At 34.2% G+C, this 19,686-nt stretch carries 18 protein-coding genes; all 18 read right to left on the bottom strand.

The genetic code is table 11. The annotated features are described in order from the left end of the window. Position 1 precedes the first annotated feature (1 nt). The 18 genes from rfbD to MHO82_RS08230 all read right to left on the bottom strand — a co-directional run bounded on the left by rfbD (position 2) and on the right by MHO82_RS08230 (position 19,659). Positions 2-886 carry a dTDP-4-dehydrorhamnose reductase gene (gene rfbD, locus MHO82_RS08315; RefSeq protein WP_239183410.1) on the bottom strand — a complete coding sequence of 295 codons (885 nt, stop codon included), beginning with the start codon at positions 884-886 and terminating at the stop codon, positions 2-4. Beyond that, entirely contained in the window at positions 886-1,773 is an 888-nt protein-coding gene (gene rfbA, locus MHO82_RS08310) for a glucose-1-phosphate thymidylyltransferase RfbA (protein WP_239183409.1), read from the bottom strand. The genes rfbD and rfbA overlap by 1 nt, the downstream gene beginning before the upstream one ends. Beyond that, a complete protein-coding gene (gene rfbB, locus MHO82_RS08305) occupies positions 1,773-2,849 on the bottom strand; it encodes a dTDP-glucose 4,6-dehydratase (protein WP_239183408.1) in 1,077 nt (358 codons plus the stop codon). The genes rfbA and rfbB overlap by 1 nt, the downstream gene beginning before the upstream one ends. A gap of 27 nt (positions 2,850-2,876) precedes the next feature. Next, positions 2,877-4,253, bottom strand: a complete 1,377-nt coding sequence (locus MHO82_RS08300) for a phosphomannomutase CpsG (RefSeq protein ID WP_239183407.1) — start codon at positions 4,251-4,253, stop codon at positions 2,877-2,879. Between the two features lie 9 nt (positions 4,254-4,262). After that, on the bottom strand, positions 4,263-5,690 hold the full coding sequence (locus MHO82_RS08295) for a mannose-1-phosphate guanylyltransferase/mannose-6-phosphate isomerase (protein ID WP_239183406.1): 1,428 nt from the start codon (positions 5,688-5,690) through the stop codon (positions 4,263-4,265). 38 nt (positions 5,691-5,728) lie between these two features. Further along, positions 5,729-6,184: a GDP-mannose mannosyl hydrolase gene (locus MHO82_RS08290; protein ID WP_239183405.1), complete on the bottom strand. Its 456-nt coding sequence runs from the start codon at positions 6,182-6,184 to the stop codon at positions 5,729-5,731. 73 nt (positions 6,185-6,257) lie between these two features. Continuing rightward, positions 6,258-7,229 carry a GDP-L-fucose synthase gene (locus tag MHO82_RS08285; protein WP_239183404.1) on the bottom strand — a complete coding sequence of 324 codons (972 nt, stop codon included), beginning with the start codon at positions 7,227-7,229 and terminating at the stop codon, positions 6,258-6,260. Between the two features lie 6 nt (positions 7,230-7,235). Further along, complete coding sequence (gene gmd / locus MHO82_RS08280; RefSeq protein WP_239183403.1) at positions 7,236-8,360, bottom strand: GDP-mannose 4,6-dehydratase; 1,125 nt, start codon at positions 8,358-8,360, stop codon at positions 7,236-7,238. Positions 8,361-8,620: 260 nt separating this feature from the next. Further along, positions 8,621-9,442: a glycosyltransferase family 2 protein gene (locus MHO82_RS08275; protein WP_275440550.1), complete on the bottom strand. Its 822-nt coding sequence runs from the start codon at positions 9,440-9,442 to the stop codon at positions 8,621-8,623. A gap of 113 nt (positions 9,443-9,555) precedes the next feature. Then, complete coding sequence (locus tag MHO82_RS08270; protein ID WP_239183401.1) at positions 9,556-10,428, bottom strand: alpha-1,2-fucosyltransferase; 873 nt, start codon at positions 10,426-10,428, stop codon at positions 9,556-9,558. A gap of 88 nt (positions 10,429-10,516) precedes the next feature. Beyond that, positions 10,517-11,656: a hypothetical protein gene (locus MHO82_RS08265; protein WP_239183400.1), complete on the bottom strand. Its 1,140-nt coding sequence runs from the start codon at positions 11,654-11,656 to the stop codon at positions 10,517-10,519. 38 nt (positions 11,657-11,694) lie between these two features. Next, positions 11,695-12,552, bottom strand: a complete 858-nt coding sequence (locus MHO82_RS08260) for a glycosyltransferase (RefSeq protein ID WP_239183399.1) — start codon at positions 12,550-12,552, stop codon at positions 11,695-11,697. After that, positions 12,549-14,087 (bottom strand): hypothetical protein, encoded by a 1,539-nt coding sequence (locus tag MHO82_RS08255; RefSeq protein WP_239183398.1) that lies wholly within the window; start codon positions 14,085-14,087, stop codon positions 12,549-12,551. Before MHO82_RS08255 ends, MHO82_RS08260 begins: the two co-directional genes overlap by 4 nt. Beyond that, positions 14,077-15,855: an ABC transporter ATP-binding protein gene (locus MHO82_RS08250; RefSeq protein ID WP_239183397.1), complete on the bottom strand. Its 1,779-nt coding sequence runs from the start codon at positions 15,853-15,855 to the stop codon at positions 14,077-14,079. Before MHO82_RS08250 ends, MHO82_RS08255 begins: the two co-directional genes overlap by 11 nt. Positions 15,856-16,188: 333 nt before the next feature. Beyond that, positions 16,189-16,914 (bottom strand): phosphocholine cytidylyltransferase family protein, encoded by a 726-nt coding sequence (locus tag MHO82_RS08245; protein WP_239183396.1) that lies wholly within the window; start codon positions 16,912-16,914, stop codon positions 16,189-16,191. Then, entirely contained in the window at positions 16,911-17,990 is a 1,080-nt protein-coding gene (locus tag MHO82_RS08240; RefSeq protein ID WP_239183395.1) for an aminotransferase class V-fold PLP-dependent enzyme, read from the bottom strand. Before MHO82_RS08240 ends, MHO82_RS08245 begins: the two co-directional genes overlap by 4 nt. Further along, the gene (locus MHO82_RS08235; RefSeq protein WP_239183394.1) at positions 17,983-18,618 is read right to left on the bottom strand and encodes a hypothetical protein; all 636 of its coding nucleotides are present in this window, start codon (positions 18,616-18,618) and stop codon (positions 17,983-17,985) included. The genes MHO82_RS08240 and MHO82_RS08235 overlap by 8 nt, the downstream gene beginning before the upstream one ends. Before the next feature lie 57 nt (positions 18,619-18,675). Next, positions 18,676-19,659 (bottom strand): acyltransferase family protein, encoded by a 984-nt coding sequence (locus MHO82_RS08230; RefSeq protein WP_239183393.1) that lies wholly within the window; start codon positions 19,657-19,659, stop codon positions 18,676-18,678. Positions 19,660-19,686 lie beyond the last annotated feature (27 nt).

Here is a 19,686-nt window from a genome sequence, read left to right as displayed (position 1 = left end):
ATTATCGTCCTGTATAAGCTTTAATATTTTCTAATGCTGCCTGCCAGTCACTCGCTTTTATCGAAAAAGCTCTACTAATTTTATCCATATCTAGCTTTGAGTTACTCGGACGCTTGGCGGGAGTTGGGTATTGAGCAGTCCCGATACTAATTAATTTGGGGGGAAGATTGATAACATTATGCTTTTCTGCTGCGCCAAAAATAGCTTGCGCGAATTCAAACCAACTCACGTATGGAAAACCAGAGAAATGGTAAACACCATACTCCACACTACCTTCTGCCACCACCGCTTCAGCGATCTGTATTAGAGCTGCAGCAATGTCTCCCGCGTACGTCGGACCACCACACTGATCACCGACAATGCTAAGTTCATTTCTATCTGTCCCCAAACGCAACATGGTTTTGACAAAATTATTACCATTCTCTCCAAAGACCCAAGCAGTACGAAGAATAATATGCTGCTCACAGTTTTCTATAACTGCTAATTCACCTGCAAGCTTACTTTCACCATAAACTCCTTGTGGGCTTGTTATATCACTTTCGTAATATTCTCCAACTTTATTACCTTCAAACACATAATCTGTTGAAATATGCAGGATAGCTGCACCTACTTCTTGCGCTGCACTTGCAAGATATTTAGGTCCATCTCTATTTATTGCATAAGAAAGCTCAACTTCACTTTCCGCTTTATCGACAGCTGTATAGGCTGCAGCATTGATAATAATTTCAGGCTGAAACTCATGCACCATAGAGCGCACTGCCTCTTGGTCTGTGATATCTAAATGCTGTTTATCAAGAGACAATACTGTCGTATTTACTCTCTTCGATAATTGAGTAACAAGACAGTGGCCAACCTGACCATTGCAACCAGTAATCAATACACGCATTAGTTAACAGCCTTCTTTTGACGCTCATTCACAAGACGATTCAAGTACTGACCATATTCATTTTTCATCATTGGCTTTGCAAGTGCTAATACATCTTCGTCACTTAACCAACCATTGCGCCAAGCAATCTCTTCTAAACAAGCAACCTTTAAGCCCTGTACATTTTCAATGGTTTGCACAAAAGAAGATGCCTCATGGAGACTTTCATGAGTACCAGTATCCAACCAAGCAAAACCACGCCCTAATAATTCAACACTTAGAGAACCCAGCTCAAGGTACATTTCATTAAGTGTAGTAATCTCAAGCTCTCCACGATGAGAGGGCTTAACTCTTTTTGCCAATTCAACAACACGATTATCGTAAAAATAGAGACCTGTCACTGCATAATTAGACTTAGGCTTTTCCGGCTTTTCTTCTATCGAGATTGCCTTCATGCGGCTATCAAACTCCACTACGCCGAAGCGCTCCGGATCTTTTACTTGATAACCAAAAACTGTAGCGCCAGATTCACGGGATGCCGCATTCTTTAATGTCTGTGAAAAAGACTGCCCATAAAAGATATTATCGCCTAACACTAAGCAAACGGAGTCATTACCAATAAACTCCTCCCCAATAAGAAAAGCTTGTGCTAAACCATCAGGACTGGGTTGAATAGCATATTCAAGGTTAATACCAAAATCGGAACCATCACCTAGCAAGCGCTTAAACCCTTCATTATCTTCAGGTGTAGTGATAATTAAAATGTCTTTAATACCGGCAAGCATCAATGTTGAGATAGGATAAAACACCATTGGTTTATCATAAATAGGTAACAGCTGCTTTGATACTCCACGTGTTAATGGGTATAAGCGTGTACCAGAGCCGCCAGCCAAAACAATCCCTTTCATTATTTGACGCCCTCATTTGATACACCCAAGCGCTCACCGGCATAAGAACCATCTAAGACACGTGACCACCATTGCTTATTTTCCAAATACCATTTAACAGTTTTACGAATGCCCGATTCAAAAGTTTCCTCTGGTTTCCAGCCTAATTCACGCTCGATTTTTGACGCGTCGATTGCATAACGAACATCATGCCCTGGACGATCTGCTACATAGGTAATTAAGTCTTGATAATAGGCAATACCTTCGGGTTTATTAGGCACTAACTCCTCGAGCAATGAACAAATTGTCTTAACAACATCAATATTGGCTTTTTCATTATGACCTCCAATATTGTAGGTTTCCCCAACTTCACCCTCCGTCACTACCTTATATAAAGCCCGGGCATGATCTTCCACATATAACCAATCTCGGATTTGCATACCATTACCATAGACAGGTAACTGCTTGCCATCTAAAGCATTAAGAATCATTAACGGGATAAGTTTCTCAGGAAAATGATAAGGCCCATAGTTATTTGAGCAATTAGTTACAATCGTCGGAAAGCCGTAAGTCCGTTGCCAAGCACGTACTAAATGATCACTTGAGGCCTTAGAAGCTGAGTATGGACTTGATGGCTCGTATGACGTTGTCTCTGTAAATAAATCATCCGTACCTTCTAAGTCACCATAAACTTCATCTGTTGAAATGTGATGGAAACGAAAAAGCTTTTTTTTATCTTCCGCTAAGGAACTCCAATAAAAGCGTGCCGATTCTAAAAGGGTATAGGTGCCTACAATATTAGTTTCAATAAACGCAGCAGGGCCATCAATAGAACGGTCAACATGGGATTCAGCTGCCAAGTGCATAACAACATCAGGCTTATGTACGGAAAAGACCCGATCCAGCTCTGAACGATTACAAATATCAACATGTTCAAAAATGTAACGTGAATTAGAATCTATTTCTGTAAGAGACTCAAGGTTTCCTGCGTACGTTAAGCTATCGACATTGACAACTGAATCACTAGTACTATTAATAATATGACGAATGACAGCAGAGCCTATAAACCCTGCACCACCTGTTACTAATACTTTCATCGATTTACTCTACTCAATATTTGATAATTAAACCATGATCGCTAAAAGGTCATTTGTCTTAGCTTCCATTAGTCTAGAATTTTGTTTTACTTCGAGATTTAAGCGTAATAGCGGCTCAGTATTAGACTTACGCAAATTGAAGCGCCACTCGCCCATATCTAGGCTAATACCATCGGTATAATCAATATCTAAAGCTTGTTCCTCATAGATAGATAATACTTTTTCTATCACTGCATCTGCATCTTTGACTTTTCGGTTAATCTCTCCTGGTGATGGATAGGCAGCCATACGAACTTTAACCAGTTCCGACAATTTTACTTTTTTAACAGAAAGCAATTCGGTCACTAGCAGCCACGGGATCATTCCTGAGTCACAATACGCAAAATCACGGAAATAGTGGTGAGCACTCATTTCTCCGCCATACACTGCATCTTCTTGACGCATACGCTCTTTGATGAATGCATGGCCCGTTTTCGACATAATAGGTACGCCACCAGCAGCTTTAACTATATCAATGGTATTCCAGCTTAAACGAGGATCATGGATAATTTTTGCGCCTTTATGCTTCTGAAGAAAGGCTTCAGCTAGCAAGCCTACGATATAATATCCTTCGATAAATTCGCCGTTCTCATCAAATAAGAAACAACGGTCAAAATCGCCATCCCAAGCTATCCCCATATCTGCCTTGTATTCAATAACAGCTTTTGCCGTATCACTTCGACACTCTGGTAATAATGGGTTTGGGATACCATTAGGGAAGTTACCATCTGCCTCATGGTGAACCTTAATAAATTCAATCGGAATATTAAGTGCTTGAAAACGAGTTTCAATTTCATCAATCACGTGACCTGCTGCACCATTACCCGAATTCACCACCAATTTCATTGGCTGAATATTATCAGGCGCAATATAGGTCATTAAATGATCCACATAAGCAGTAAGATTCGATTTTTGGTTTAAGGTTCCACGAACTGTAATATCAGGGAAGTCATTTTCCTCCGCCAAACGCTGAATCTCACGTAGCCCTGTATCACCACTAATTGGCTTGGATTCCTCACGAACTAACTTCATACCATTGTAATCCATTGGATTATGGCTAGCCGTTACTTCAATGCCACCATCAAGCTCAAGATCTTTGGTGGCAAAATAGATTTCTTCGGTACCTGTCACGCCAATATCAATAACGTTCACACCAGAATCCATTAAACCTGTAGCTACAGCTGACTTAAGCTCTTCTGAAGTTAAACGAACATCCCCACCCACAACTACCGTTTTAGATTGATCAGCTTCCGGTGATAGATGTAAACCAAATGCACGACCTATACGATACGCAATATCAACATTCAACTCTGTGCCTAGCTGACCACGAATATCATAAGCTTTAAAACACGTTAATTTTGTCATGTTATACTCTTACTTATCATCCAAGCGACCGTAACGGTCTTCAAAACGCACAATATCATCTTCACCTAAGTAGCTCCCCGTCTGAACCTCAATCATCTCCAATGGGATTTTCCCTGGATTTTCAAGAGCATGAATAGTGCCAAGTGGAATATATGTTGACTGATCTTCTGTAACTAAAATCGTTTCTTCGCCATTGGTCACTTTTGCTGTGCCTGATACGACAATCCAGTGTTCAGAACGATGATGGTGCATTTGGATAGACAACTTTTCACCCGGCTTCACCGTAATTCGCTTCACTTGATCTCGTTCACCAACATCAATCGAATCATATTTACCCCAAGGACGGTAGACTTCACGATGCAACTTATGCTCACTACGATCACTCTGTTTTAAGTGATTCACAACGGTTTTAACATCTTGCACTCGAGATTTATCAGCAACCAATACTGCGTCTTTAGTCTCTACAACAATCAAGTTATCTACACCAACGGTTGCAATCAATTTGTTGTCTGCATGTAAGTAGTTCCCTGTCGAGTTCACCGCAATCACATCGCCTTTGGTTACATTATCATCATTGTCTTTTTCAGATACTTCCCAAAGCGCTGACCACGATCCTACATCACTCCAACCTGCATTCATTGGAACCACTGTCGCGTGTTGCGTTTTTTCCATTACTGCGTAATCAATCGAATCATCTGGACACATTTCAAATTGCACTTTATCAACACGCACAAAGTCCATATCTGCTTGTGCACCCGAGAGTGCCTTTTCACATGCGGCTAAAATATCAGGACGATGCAACTTAAGTTCTGCAAGATATTGCGACGCTTTAAACATAAACATACCACTATTCCAGTAGTAATCACCTGAGATAAGATAAGACTCAGCAGTAGTTAAATCAGGCTTTTCGACAAAACTGTCCACCTTAAAGCCTAACTCACCGCCTTCTTGCTGCTCACCGCTTTTGATGTAACCATAGCCAGTTTCCGGTGCTGTCGGAACGATCCCAAACGTCACTAACTGCCCCGCTTCAGCATAGGGTAAGGCCTGCGCTACAGATGCTTCAAACTCAGTCACATCTTCAATTAGATGATCAGCCGCTAATACAAGCAAAATAGGATCCGAACCGTCAGCTTCCTTCAAGGTTTGAAGGGCAGCCAAAGCAATAGCTGGAGCGGTATTACGGCCAACTGGCTCTAAAATAATACCGGAATGAGAGAAGCCAGCTAATCGTACTTGCTCAGCGGCAATAAAGCGATGTTCTTCATTACAAATCAGCATCGGAGCCTGATGCTCAATACCAGAAAGGCGAGCAAAAGTCTGTTGTAACATCGACAGGTCATTGGCAATTGTCAAAAACTGCTTTGGGTATAGCTCACGAGATAAAGGCCATAAACGACTGCCTGTTCCGCCAGCCATAATAATTGGGTGTATCATATTAATTCCGTTATTGTTATCTTCTAAACGTACATTTATTAGCCTTGAAAATACCATTTTGTATGTATGTGTACATTAGAAGATTCAAGAAGAGTGGCTTGCTCAAACCACTGATAAGTATCATGTTGTTCATTCATGGGCAATAATAAGTCATTTTCGCTCACAACCAAATGGTAAGCGATAGCCACATAATGTGTACCAAAAGCATCACCAAAAACATTATCATCATAAAGGTGCGTATACGGCCCTTTTAACTCAGCTTGCTTAATAGAATAACTTTTGCCTAATTCATTCAGTGTCAGACGTTTAAAAGCTTGCTCTATTGTCTCACCCTTTTGAATCCGGCCACCAGGCACAAACCAGTATCCCTGAGCAGGCTTATTAAGGCGCTTACCCAACAAAACTTGCCCTTGTTCATTTTCTACCATCAAATCAATAGAAACTAAAGGCGCACTTGCAATCACCGTTGAGAACGTGCTTCGCTCTAAAAACATAAAATGCTCAAGTAAACGATATAAAATGAAAAAAGGTGTACTGTCCTTGCACACCTCTTAAACTAGGCAAGAATTACTTTCTGAAGTTATTTTGGTTTTCTAGAAACCATTGGTAAGTATCTCTCAGACCATTTTCTAAAGTAATCGATGCTGACCACCCTAATCTAGCTAAACGTGATACGTCCATCAGTTTACGTGGTGTACCATCTGGCTTAGTCGTATCAAAAACAACTTCTCCTTGATACCCAACGACTTTTGCGACAGTTTCTACTAATTCACGAATAGTACAATCAACACCTGTGCCAACATTAATGTGGCTCAACATCGGTTGAGTGTTCGCTTGATAGAGATCCTGCGATAAATTCATAACGTGAATACTAGCCGCCGCCATGTCATCCACATGTAGAAACTCACGCATAGGCTTACCCGTTCCCCACGCGACTACTTGCGGCTGTTTTTCCAACTTAGCTTCATGAAAACGGCGGATTAAAGCTGGAATGACATGCGAATTTTCAGGGTGAAAATTGTCGTTCTCACCATACAAATTAGTAGGCATCACAGAACGATAATTACGACCGTACTGGCGGTTGTATGATTCACACATCTTAATCCCGGCAATCTTAGCAATCGCATAAGGCTCATTGGTTTCTTCTAGTATCCCCGTTAATAGTGACTGTTCAGTCATAGGCTGCTCTGCAAACTTAGGGTAGATGCATGAAGATCCTAAAAACAGCAAATCCTGAACACCGGATATATGAGCCGCGTGAATTATATTATTCTGAATAGTCAAGTTCTCATAGATAAACTCAGCAGGATAGGTGTTATTCGCAACAATCCCCCCTACCTTAGCAGCAGCTAGATAAACTTGATCAATACTATTATCAAAAAAGAAATCAGATACGGCTTGAGTATCCAACAAATTCAATTCATCACGATTGCGAGTGATCACTTCAATACCAGGCTCAACAGAAAGCTGCCTGACAATTGCAGAACCTACCATACCACGGTGGCCAGCAACAAATACACGTTTTAGCGTAGTAGACATAACTGTTTAGCTCTCTAAAGAAATAGAAACGTCGAAACCACTCTCTTTAAGTAACGCGTGCTGCTTAGCCTTTTCAAAATCACAGCGAACCATTTCCGCACACATTTCTTCCACAGTAATTTCTGGCTCCCAACCCAGCTTAGCTTTTGCTTTAGAGGGGTCCCCTAACAAAGTTTCCACTTCAGCAGGGCGGAAATAACGAGGATCCACTCGAACAACCACATCGCCAACATTCAACGCTTGAGCACTCTCACCCGTGATAGATTTTACAGTAGCAATTTCATCAACACCCTCACCAGAAAATTCCAGTTCAATTCCTAACTCTTTCGCCGTCATACGAACAAACTCACGAACTGAAATTTGCTTACCCGTGGCAATAACAAAATCATCGGCTACTTCTTGCTGAAGCATCATCCACTGCATACGAACATAATCTTTCGCATGCCCCCAGTCACGAAGCGCATCCATATTACCAAGATACAGACAAGTCTCTAAACCTTGAGAAATATTAGCAATAGCACGGGTAATTTTACGAGTTACGAATGTTTCACCGCGGCGAGGTGATTCATGATTAAATAAAATACCATTACATGCATACATACCATAAGATTCACGGTAATTCACCACAATCCAGTACGCATACATTTTCGCGACCGCATAAGGAGAGCGAGGGTGAAAAGGCGTCGTTTCACGCTGAGGGATTTCTTGCACTTCACCATACAACTCTGACGTAGAGGCTTGATAAAACCTGGTTTTTTTCTCCATCCCTAGAAAACGAATAGCCTCTAATAAGCGTAAAGTACCAATTGCATCCACATCTGCCGTGTATTCTGGACACTCAAAGGAGACTGCAACATGGGACTGAGCGCCCAAATTATAAACTTCATCCGGTTGCACTTCTTTCAAGATGCGCGTTAGATTAGAAGTATCTGTTAGGTCACCATAATGGAGAAAGAAATTAGGATTATCTTCATGGCGATCTTGGTAGATATGATCTACACGCTCCGTATTGAAAGAAGAAGAGCGGCGCTTAATACCGTGAACCTCGTAACCTTTCTCTAAAAGAAACTCAGCTAAGTAAGAGCCATCTTGGCCAGTAACACCTGTGATTAGCGCAATTTTACGATTCATTAAATATCCCATTAAATCAATAGATTTCTAAAAAGAAATAACTTATAGCGATGTTTCAGATTAAGTAGAGTTAGAAAGGTGGTTGTCTAACGGAGACTAAGCACTGGCTATAACAATATATTTTTACCACTTTCATTACTTAGGAGCCCTTCAAAAGAGCTTGTCTTTACTATAGTTAATATGCGTTATCTTTACCTAAAATCAGATTGTAACATATAAATACAAACAAAAAAAAAAGCAATATATCAAATTGATAAAGGCTAAGCTCTCTTCAAAACCTTTGTTATAATTATTCGTCGTACGTACTTTAAATACATATAAGGCCACAAAAATGCAAAATCCATAAAACTGATTTGTTTACGCATTAATGCATCTCGCAAATTTAGTAATTCACCAGAGAACATTTTTGATAAGTTAGCTGATAAACCTGATTCACCGAAATGCCTTTTACCACCACCAGTTATAACTAAATCTTGATTCAAAACATAGATCTTATAGCTCTCTAATATCCTTAACCATAAATCCCCATCTTCCCCATACTTCCTTCTTTCATCAAATTTATTATCATGTAAAACTTTAGATGACATCAAAACTGTTGAAGTTTGCGGATACCATTTAATTAATAACTGTTTAGCGTTTAGCGTAAATAATTTTTCTTCTTTCTTATCAAAATATGGGTAAATTTCGCCATTTCGATTACACCCAATAAAACTAATGTCAGCATTTTTTTTTATTTCATCCATTTGCTTTTCAAGCTTTAAAGGTAACCAAACATCATCAGAATCTAACAGTGCAACCCATTCTCCCTTTGCCTGCTTTATTCCAGCATTTCTGGCAGACGAAACACCGGAATTTTCCTGATTTATTAAATTAATAATCACATTTTTAGATGTATTATGACGAATGTAATCTTTAACTACCTGTTCGGACTGGTCTATAGAACCATCATTAACAATGATTACCTCTAAAGGACCTTGATACGTTTGTTTCAAGACTGAATCTAGCGCAGAAGATATTGTGCTCTCTGCATTATACATTGGTACTACTATAGAAACTTCTATGTCAGTTATATTATTAATCATAATCAAATATTTATCTTAAATTTAACATATTGTCCGATATGTATATTAGATAGAACTTCCTTACCTTATATAAATTAAAAACAAAATATCAATAATTTACTTTATCTTCCCTATCATATTCTAATCCAGTCTTTTGGTGTTAAGTCCTTAGTATCATTTCCTCTTATCCAAACTTTAGGAGCGATCACTAATTTATCTTCATTTGAATTAAGAAAAGCTCCCCACCAACTAAAGCTGCTATTTGCAAGAATATTACTGTTGCACATACTCATTAATTGCATATCACGATAAGAAAGCTCACCACTATTCCAATCAACAAATTTAACGTTATCGAAAGTTAAATTTTCTCTGCACCAATCTATATCATTTGAAAAAACGATAAAAATTGGATTTTTTATTTTTTTTTCTACTTCTAAGATAGCTTTCTCATAATATTCTATAGAGCACAATCCCCCTAACGATTTATGATTTGAGTAATCTCCCCTTCGAACGTGAATAGAAACAGTCCTAGCCTTATTATCTTCTAAAAAAGAATTCATAGACTTATTTTCAAATTCATTAAAAGGTGGAAAATTAAATGTGTCTTTGACTATATTTTCTATAGAATAAAAATATTTATAGCTTTGCCAATAGCCAAGATAGTAATTACTATCTCCTGCATTACCATATAGTTCAGGGTTAAAACTAAATTGATTTTCTTTTAATTCAATGATCTCACTTTTTTTTCTAGGGAGTAGTCTTCTCATTATTCTAGAATATAAACTATAACCCACTTGTGATAAGCTGCTAACTTCTTTCCGACTTGAGTAATCTGGAGATACATTAAAAATTTTTTCTAACTCAAAGCCATTATGGAACTCTTCAGAATCAAACCATGAAAGATCAACTTTAACATCTTCATTTTTATACTTTTCCTTTAATGACAAATAAAAAGCAAATTGGAACATTTGATTTCCTAATCCACTATTTATATTAACTATTTTCATTCTATCACCTCCCAATAGTTTATATTCACTCATGTTGAATATTTCCAGAGTATTCCCTTTTATCTATTATTGATAAATTAAAATCATTCTAAAAATATAATTTACTTGTTTTTTCTTTAAATAAAGCTCCATTACAAATAAAAAATGAAACTATTATCATCATAGGAATTATACCAATGACGGACTCTAAAAAAGGATTTGAGGCAGAAACTAGAAGTACAGACAAATGTACATAAAAGAGAATTTGTAATGATATATTTTTTCGATACTGGAAACAGATGTAAAATGGGAATAGTATAAAAAAAGTAACCATAAATATCATCCCTATAATTCCATACACAATAAACCAGTAGATAAAGACATTTTCAAGCATTGAGTCAACACGCCCTTCTATCGATATAGATTGCCCTAATCCTTGCCCCCAAATGCTTATATTGTCAAATACAAAGAGAAATTGATTTAATTTAACTTCAATCGAAACACTTTTTTCTAGCAAAAAGTTGTCATACAAACTTATAAAATAATCGTAATATATAAAAAATATAGCGAAAATAACAAAAATAAGGATACTTCTAAAATATTTATACCTTAGGCTCATTACAATTAAATAAGAAAATATAATTCCAAATGTAATAGAAGAAAGAATATTGAAAAACAATAAAGAATGAACTAAAATTTTAACTTTTCTACTTTTATTTTCTACATAAAGAAACACTAGAGGAAATAAAAACAAATATAAGTCAAGAATACGGTACTGGCCAAACAGCTCATGAACAACTAAATCCATCCCATTTAGAATATAATTTGAAAACAATCCTCCTAATAAATTCATATTTAAGCTAATCATCCCAACAATAATTAGCTTAACTACGAAGACCTTTGACATGCTATATAACAAACGCTCCAAAGGGGTAGATTCTAGTATTCTTATCAAGCCAAATATCAACACAAAATATATAAGGTACCGAGTATTATTAGCCAAATAAGAAGGGTTAACGCTACTAAAAACCAAAGGAGACAATGTATAGATAAGTATAAATATATATAATATCAATACATAAAAAACGCCTTTTAAGTTATTTAGTAAAACAATAGATAACAGTGATGATATAATAACAAAAGGACGTGTTATTATAACCCAATCTGAAGGGAGAAGGTTCGTAAAAACAATAACAGAAAACATTGCAAGAAACGAATAATAATATAAATCCGTTAATTGCAATGTCATTATATTAGGCCCTTTATGTCTCCGAGCTAAAGGAACTATCACCGCATTCTATCTTCAATCATATTTACATACGACACTAAATGTTCAACATTATGGCCTAGTAATTTTTTTATTTTAATTTTAAGCCTGTTAAGCTTAATCTCAACTTTAATAAACTTATCAAAATCTAGGTTATACTTTGAAAAATAATAACGTGTACTTAATAACCATTCATTAAATCTCAAGTCATCAACCACTGTTGTATGCCCTTCTAGGTGAATAATTGGTTTATTGAAAATCCTTACTTTACCACCAAGCCGTTTAGTTAAATCTGGTTCTTCATTACATAAAAATATTTTCTCATCAAACATCCCTGCTTCAATAAAATCATTCTTCCTAACTACAAAGTCTGCTCCCCATGGAAAAATAAGCTTTGATAGCATACTAAATTTTAACACAAAAAAGTAAAGTAGCTTTAATGGGATAATGAAATAAAAATAGTTATATTCAGGAAATAGTGCAAATGAATTATTTACTTTACCGTCTCTTCCAACTAACTTGAAACCAGCTGCAGTGAGAGTTTCATCCTCAAATTTATCAAGGATGTATGAAAATACAGGCTCAACTAAAATAGTATCAGCATTTAAAATTAAAAGTAGCTCTCCATTAGAAGCTTTAACACCAATGTTATTACCTTGCCCAAAGCCACCATTTTTTGGGTTATGAATTAATTTTATATCTAAATCTAACTTTAAGTCACTTACAAAATCGTTAATTTCAAAGACCGGAGAGTTATCTACGATTAAAACCTCCAAACCACTTCCAATATCATTATATTTTTCAATTGAATTAAGACATTCTTCAATAACTTCAATGCTATTGTACGTCACAATTATTATTGATAATTTTTTATTCATACTTCCTCCTCCCTTAATAAATGTTTTTTATCAGACAGGATATAATTTTCTAGTTTTTTATACATTATTTGGTTATCAATCGGAACTTTATTGTAGTCAATTATTTTTTTAGAGAATCTATCATAGTCAAACTCTCTTCCTATATAAAACCTTTCTCCACCCAACTCCAAATCATCCGAGTAGCTATCAAGCAAAACGAAATCATGATATAAAACCTTATTGACCATTTCTTTTTGGTTCTTACCTAAAAGCTCTAAACTTTCTATACCTGTTCTCATTAGTTCTTCATACAGGTCTTTACTTCCCGGCTCAACAGTAAAGCCAAAACCACTATATGGAGGTTGAGCGGCTAATACTACTGGCTTACCTTTATAAGCAAATTCTTGCCCAATAGTTCCACCACATGTAACAACCACATCAAAATAATTTAATATTGTTAAATTATGAACATCTTCTTTTAATAAAAGATGCTCACAGTCCAGATCTTTTAGAATTTTATTAATAACACCTTTTTCATTATAAAGATCAGCTGAAGGGTGTTCTTTGATTAAAAAGTTAACCTTTTTATTTTTCTTTAAATTTTTAATAGTATTCACTAGCCAATGCTTGTAATCATCATAGATCATACCTGGGTATGAATGAGGAGCATCACAAAATATATGGCTCATAACAACCACAATCGGAAGATCTTTATTTAATCCATATTGCTTTATTATATCAAGTTTATTGTAGACGGTTTTATCATTTGAAAATGCCTTTAACACATCATGATGCTCTAAAGATGCACCAAACCTCTTTGAGAAATAAGACTCAAGATAATTATCAATAAAATTATTATCTAGAGATTTTAAAACTGCCATATCCGGTTTTCTATCATGGTTTTCAAAATCACCTTTATCTATATATCTACACATAGAAAAACCATTCAAGTTAATTGGAGTAATACACTCTATATTATTATGTCTGGCTAATTCAAATAGTAAACCACATCTATAGACATTATCACCTAAAACAATAACTTTTACTTTTTCATTTTCTATAATTTTTTTAAAAAAATAAAAGTAACAAATTTCCAGAAGAAGTATCTTTCTTACTGGAAGTGTCATTTTATTTATCTCGGGTATATATAACGCTTTTAATATAGCATCATATATATGATGCCCTACTTTATACCCATCGATCTCTAAATTGAGTAGGTCTTTTTTGTTTCTTATAGAAATCATAGTTTTTAGGATAGGTACAACACTTATCGCTGATGATTTAAAGAAAGAAAAGAGATCACCTACAACCGTATCATTCATTGAATTTATCAATGAAAATCTTTCTTTTTTACCTCTCAGGCCCGTTATACAAATAGGCTTTAAACTTTTTTGCTTGGCAATTGTTAAAGCAGTTTTTGATATCCCATATATCATCTCAGGCTCTGAGTAAAACATCTCATATAAAAGACAACCATTATCATCATCTTTTTTATTAACGTCCGACCAGAATAATCTATTTGATTCAACCATCTTAAGAAACAGATTACTCATCATTAATTACATCTCCACTATTTAGAAGTTTTTTAAATTCAACAGATGTTTTTGAAAGCTCATCAAAGTCACCAGAATCTACAATTGAGCCATTTTTAAATACAAATATTTTATCGCAATCTTTCACTGTCGTGAGTCTATGTGCAATTGTCAGAACGGTGTGATCCTGTTTATCATTAAGGTATTTTATAAACTGACGCTCTGTATTATTATCAAGTGCACTAGTAGCTTCATCTAACAATAGAATATTCTTATTCGCGTATAAACTCCTAGCAATTGCCAATCTTTGTTTTTGACCACCAGACAAGTTACTCCCATTTTCACCAACCATAGGATTCCCATTACCAGTAATAAGTTCTTTTAATTGTGCACCCTCAATAGCTTCCTTTAATAGTTCTTTATTTTCATTTTCACTAAAAAATAAAATATTACTTTTAAAACTTCCATCAAGTATAAAGAAATCTTGTGAAACCACACCAACTAACTTAGTAACATTGACATTTTCTAAAGTTTTAAATTCATTCTGATCAATAGTGATTACTCCACTAGAAGGGGATGTTAAACCTAGAATAAGATCAAATAAAGTACTTTTACCACTTCCCGACTGACCAACAAATCCATATTTTTTATTCTTTTCAATTTTAAAACTTAAGTCATTCAAAGTATTAATATCATTACCCGGATATTTGTATGATATACCTCTAAATTCGATTTCTTTTTTAAAGTCATTTACAGTGCTTTCATATTCATATTTATCACCTATATCCAAAAATAATTTCTTAAATTTTTCTGACTCACTGCCAAAATATCTTATCTGAGCTAATGCCCCGAGTAATTTTGTAAGACAAGGAATAGTTCTCAAACCTACAAAAGCAAAGATGATTAAGTTCTGCATGACTGAGGCAATAGGAATATCCATAAAAAAGACATAAAAAAGATACAATATAATTCCTAGTGCCGTGATAGATTCTAAAACAACTTTAGGGACATATATAATAGTACCAAACTTTGCGTATATATTTACGTATGGATTTGCTTTTTTTTCATACTCATCAATTACATTTTTCAATACATCATTATTACGAATTTCTCGGTAACCATTGAGAGCTTCTGTAGCAGACTTGGTAATATCATGCATGACATCATCTCGTTGCTGCCCATAAAGAGATATATTTTTTGTAACTGATTTAAATAACCAACCAATAATTAAAATAGAGAATATTAAATATGTAACATTGACAATACCAATATAAAATGAAAGAAATACAATAATAGAAATTAAAACAAAGGTTTCTGTGAAAAGCTGTAAGATATTAAATGTACATAGAGATAAATAAGCACTGCTGCTTACAATATCTTTCAAATAATTTGAAGTATCTTTATTTTTAAATTCCGAAAACTTTAAAGACATGCTATGTGACAATATATCTACTGACAAATCCTTAAACATTTCATTAACAAAAATCTGCTGCTTAAATATAATTAGTAGTGTTGATACTGCTTTAATTATATAAAATGTCACTAGGCCAATAAGCATAAGAAATATAGCACTATATTCCCCCTTTAAGTTTAATAACTCATTAATGATAACAATGTACTTATTATTATTAAACTCACTTGGTTCAGATAGAGCATTTATTACAGGAATCAATATCCCTAAGCCTATCAATTCGAGCATCGAAAGAATAAACATTAATACTACAAGAGATACAAATTCTCTTTTTTTATTAATCAATAGAATTGAAAAAACATTTTTTACTATTTCTAACACTAGTAGATCCTTTTAAATAAAAATTTAATTTTTATTTATTTTGGGGAGTTTATATCTCTTTTAAAATTTATTCTTATATAAATAAAGAATTAAGATAAAGGCATTTCTTTAAATTTAATGGAGCTAAAATACTTTTATAACCATAAAAATTGAAAATTCATCATGAAAGTGATAGATTCCTTTCATGATGATATATAATTTATGATTTATCAAAATAAAAAATGATTAAATTTATACTATAATATTTTATAGCTTAGTAAATTAACCTTTTAATGCTTAAGTCAAAGGCTGTATTAATAAGAGCATACTATTATTAATTGCTAACAACACTCCTTAGGTGTTATGCTCTTTAACATACTGAAGAGTTCTTTCATAATCTTCAATATAGTCCATCTCAGCCCAAAATATTCCCTTTATATCCTCAATATAAATAAGATTTTCGTTGGGAACATTATTGTATATAACATTCTCCCACCATAAGTCATTTTCTTCTTTCAATTCAACTAAATCTATTAAGCTTTCCTTGAATGAGTTTATCATACTACCACTTAAAAGCCCGACTCCAACATACTCTCCTGTCGTCTCTTCTATTGATAAATCTTTTCCGTATTTTAAAAGATGATTACCTTCATAGTTAAAACGGTAATCTGCATCGATGATTCGACTGCTATCTGCTAATAATATGCTGTTATTAGATTTATTCTTGTTGTCAATTAATCTCGACAATGCTTTTTCTTCAAAAAATAAATCTGCATTTAAAATAATAACATCAACTTTAGTGTCTAATTCTTTCCTAGCAAACCAAAGAGAAGCAATAGAATTAGTAACTCTATAAAATGGGTTTTTATAAAACTTAATATTTTCATCTAACTGATCAATTATCAGTTCCGACTTATAGCCAACTACTACAGAAATATCCTCAACGCCAAACTTCCTTAATAGCTGACATGTTCTTTCAATAAGAGTTTGCCCATTAACTTCAAGTAAGCATTTCGGTTTTCCATCAATATGTCTTGATATACGACTACCAACCCCAGCTGCCATTAATATTGCTTTCATATTTCCATACCTTTAGTAATGCTTTCGAGTTCTCTAACTAAAATATCTATATCTTTTTTAGTTTGATTTCCCATATGAGAAACCCTGAAAATCTTGCTTTCTAATTCCCCTCCAGAGGGCGCTACAAATATGTTTTTCTCATTGAGCCTATCAACAATATCACGTGCATTTAGCCCATTCCCAACAGCAACGGAAGTCATCGCATTCGGCATACTGTTGGAATATTCGCTAAATGGAAGATTTTTACTCACCAGTTGCTCACGGAAATATAAAGCTAATTCTTTAGCTCTTTTTATATAATAGACATTTCCATTTTTAGACCAAGAATCAAAAAATGCATCCAATTGCAACATGACATTAATTGATGGTGTGAATGGCATCTGCCCTCTTTTCATATCATTTAGATATAATGAAAAATCAAAATATAGCGGAACTTTATTATTTATATTGATGCGTTTTATCATTTTTTCACTTAAAATAATAAAAGACATACCCGGATGTAGACCAAATGCTTTATGAGAACTTACAATCAAACAATCAATATTATCACGACTAATATCAATCTCATCAGTAATAGCCATACTTATAGCATCAACAATAAAACTACATTGACTCTTCTTACAAAGAGATCCTATTTCTTCTAAGTTATATAAGACACCAGTTGTCGTTTCGTGCCCGTTGACAATTACATTATCAATACCCTCAAAATTCAGGCCTTTAGGTAAACTAGCATCCCCAGAAACAAGATTAACACTTTGGGTGTTTTTTTCATGCCTATTTAATATGTCAATGAATCTTTGCGAAAAGCCGCCACCATTTATAACTAAATTTTGGTGATCTCCCTTTACTAAATTAAGTATAGAGGCTTCCATTGCTGCTGTACCAGTAGCACTAAGAAAGATAATATCTGAGTTAGCTCCAGCATTAAACATTGATAGCATAGACTGCTTGCATTTTAACGTGAGTTCTGAAAAATCCTTAGTTCTAAAATATGGAAGCTCTTGATTCAGTACATTTATAACGGAATCTTCCATAGGTACAGGCCCAGGGGTAAAGTTATAAAACTTCTTATTCATTTATTTTTTCCAAATCAAAGCAATCATCTTTCCAATCACCTTTATATGTTTTAGGTGTTTTCCAGTCAGGTCCATACCTAACTACTAACCATTCTTCTATATGGCCTGGAATAAAGTAATCATGATTATCATAATTAAAAATACTCAAATCATTAAAATATTTTTCATCTTGTGCTCTTAAAAAACCCTGCTCTGAAAAATTTTCATACTTTTTCCCATTTTTATACCAGAACAATATATCAAATATAATATTTTCGTCATTATAAAAAACAACTTGTTGTGTTAATCCAAAATTAGTAGCAATTCTTCCAATAGAATAACCATTTTTTTTGAATTCATTTTTTATTTTATTTATTTCTTTTTCATTAACATCAAAAACATCAACATCGATATCATTATCATGAGCAATAAAAGCCCCCTCTCTATATAGGCCAAGCACAGTACCATCCGTTAGCCGGTATTTTAAATCAAGTTTTGACAATATATCACAGCAATTATTCATCACACGATAAGCCCCCTTTGGTAGTGGCTTATTAATATCAAACTTAAAATAGTGGTATTCATTGAATTTATTGCTAAATAAGCATTTTATATTAAATATAACTTTATGTATTATTCTTTTTATCATTAAACACACCTGATTTATATTATATCGTATAACAAAATTTTATTGTAAAGTATATTCTTAGTTAATTTTCTTTTCCTTTCCGAGGAAGAAACTAAACTTATAATTCAATATAAAAATCACAATAGGTAAAACAGTAATACAAAGGATAAAAGATTGTATAGTTTTTCCAATTTCACTTGAATAGTTAATACCAATCTTTGGTAGTAGCCCCATGAATAATGAAATTATAATAGTATGGGTACCTAAAATAATTAAGGAATTCTGGCCAAAAAATGATAGCACAGAAGATTTTTTGATAAAGTTTGATAATGATATTACCATACACACACCAATAACGCCTTGGATGTATAGCATGAGCAAGTTCCCATACTCTCTATGAGACATATTCACTAGCTCTGAATATTCGATTAAGAATAATGATATTCCAAGAAAGACCAAAAATGATATAAGCCCAAATGAATTATCACTTAAAGTATGTTTTTTTGTCACATTTCCCATATGATAAAATAATAATGCTACAAACGCGACATCAGCACTAATAGGGAGGTATATATACGGGTAGAAGCTCATCTGATAACCAATTAGAACAACTATTACTATTATAAGCTCTACATATCTTCTAGGTGTTTTCCTATATATCAGATTATAAATATTTTCTAAAAAAAACAAGCAAGGTAAGAACCATAAAGTTATATTAAACATCCACTTATCATAACCATTTGCGTAAAAAATCCCAACCCATTTATTGATTGAGTCATCTGTTGTAATATTTATTGAATGACTAAAATAACCAATGAAAAAATATAAAGATAAAGACGTAATTGCGAAGAAAAAATATGGCTTAATTAATGTATTAAATCTAGTTTTAATTAATTCGTTTGTGCTTCTTTCTTTATAGAACAAGCCTGACATATAGAAAAATAGTGGGATATGAAATGAATATAACCATTTATGTAGAGGCGTACCAGATATAAAACAATGCGATATTATTATACATATAATCCCAATTCCTTTTGCTATATCAACTTTTTCTACCCTCATCCTATTCCCTTCCTTGTATAGTAATAG

It is taken from the genome of Vibrio sp. Of7-15 (assembly GCF_022347565.1).
Classification (GTDB): Bacteria; Pseudomonadota; Gammaproteobacteria; order Enterobacterales; family Vibrionaceae; genus NORP241.
The sequence above is the reverse complement of the archived record's forward strand: the minus strand, read 5'-3'. Positions and strand labels throughout refer to the sequence as shown.

What these genes read in the sequence shown, in the direction of transcription:
- MHO82_RS08290 (WP_239183405.1), bottom strand. Translation starts at nt 6,184, where the DNA reads ATGTTTTTAGAGCGAAGCACGTTCTCAACGGTGATTGCAAGTGCGCCT.
- MHO82_RS08245 (WP_239183396.1), bottom strand. Translation starts at nt 16,914, where the DNA reads ATGAAAGCAATATTAATGGCAGCTGGGGTTGGTAGTCGTATATCAAGA.
- MHO82_RS08230 (WP_239183393.1), bottom strand. Translation starts at nt 19,659, where the DNA reads ATGAGGGTAGAAAAAGTTGATATAGCAAAAGGAATTGGGATTATATGT.
- MHO82_RS08265 (WP_239183400.1), bottom strand. Translation starts at nt 11,656, where the DNA reads ATGACATTGCAATTAACGGATTTATATTATTATTCGTTTCTTGCAATG.
- MHO82_RS08295 (WP_239183406.1), bottom strand. Translation starts at nt 5,690, where the DNA reads ATGATACACCCAATTATTATGGCTGGCGGAACAGGCAGTCGTTTATGG.
- gmd (WP_239183403.1), bottom strand. Translation starts at nt 8,360, where the DNA reads ATGAATCGTAAAATTGCGCTAATCACAGGTGTTACTGGCCAAGATGGC.
- rfbB (WP_239183408.1), bottom strand. Translation starts at nt 2,849, where the DNA reads ATGAAAGTATTAGTAACAGGTGGTGCAGGGTTTATAGGCTCTGCTGTC.
- MHO82_RS08240 (WP_239183395.1), bottom strand. Translation starts at nt 17,990, where the DNA reads ATGAATAAGAAGTTTTATAACTTTACCCCTGGGCCTGTACCTATGGAA.
- MHO82_RS08270 (WP_239183401.1), bottom strand. Translation starts at nt 10,428, where the DNA reads ATGAAAATAGTTAATATAAATAGTGGATTAGGAAATCAAATGTTCCAA.
- rfbA (WP_239183409.1), bottom strand. Translation starts at nt 1,773, where the DNA reads ATGAAAGGGATTGTTTTGGCTGGCGGCTCTGGTACACGCTTATACCCA.
- MHO82_RS08235 (WP_239183394.1), bottom strand. Translation starts at nt 18,618, where the DNA reads ATGATAAAAAGAATAATACATAAAGTTATATTTAATATAAAATGCTTA.
- MHO82_RS08285 (WP_239183404.1), bottom strand. Translation starts at nt 7,229, where the DNA reads ATGTCTACTACGCTAAAACGTGTATTTGTTGCTGGCCACCGTGGTATG.
- rfbD (WP_239183410.1), bottom strand. Translation starts at nt 886, where the DNA reads ATGCGTGTATTGATTACTGGTTGCAATGGTCAGGTTGGCCACTGTCTT.
- MHO82_RS08255 (WP_239183398.1), bottom strand. Translation starts at nt 14,087, where the DNA reads ATGATGAGTAATCTGTTTCTTAAGATGGTTGAATCAAATAGATTATTC.
- MHO82_RS08300 (WP_239183407.1), bottom strand. Translation starts at nt 4,253, where the DNA reads ATGACAAAATTAACGTGTTTTAAAGCTTATGATATTCGTGGTCAGCTA.
- MHO82_RS08260 (WP_239183399.1), bottom strand. Translation starts at nt 12,552, where the DNA reads ATGAATAAAAAATTATCAATAATAATTGTGACGTACAATAGCATTGAA.
- MHO82_RS08275 (WP_275440550.1), bottom strand. Translation starts at nt 9,442, where the DNA reads ATGATTAATAATATAACTGACATAGAAGTTTCTATAGTAGTACCAATG.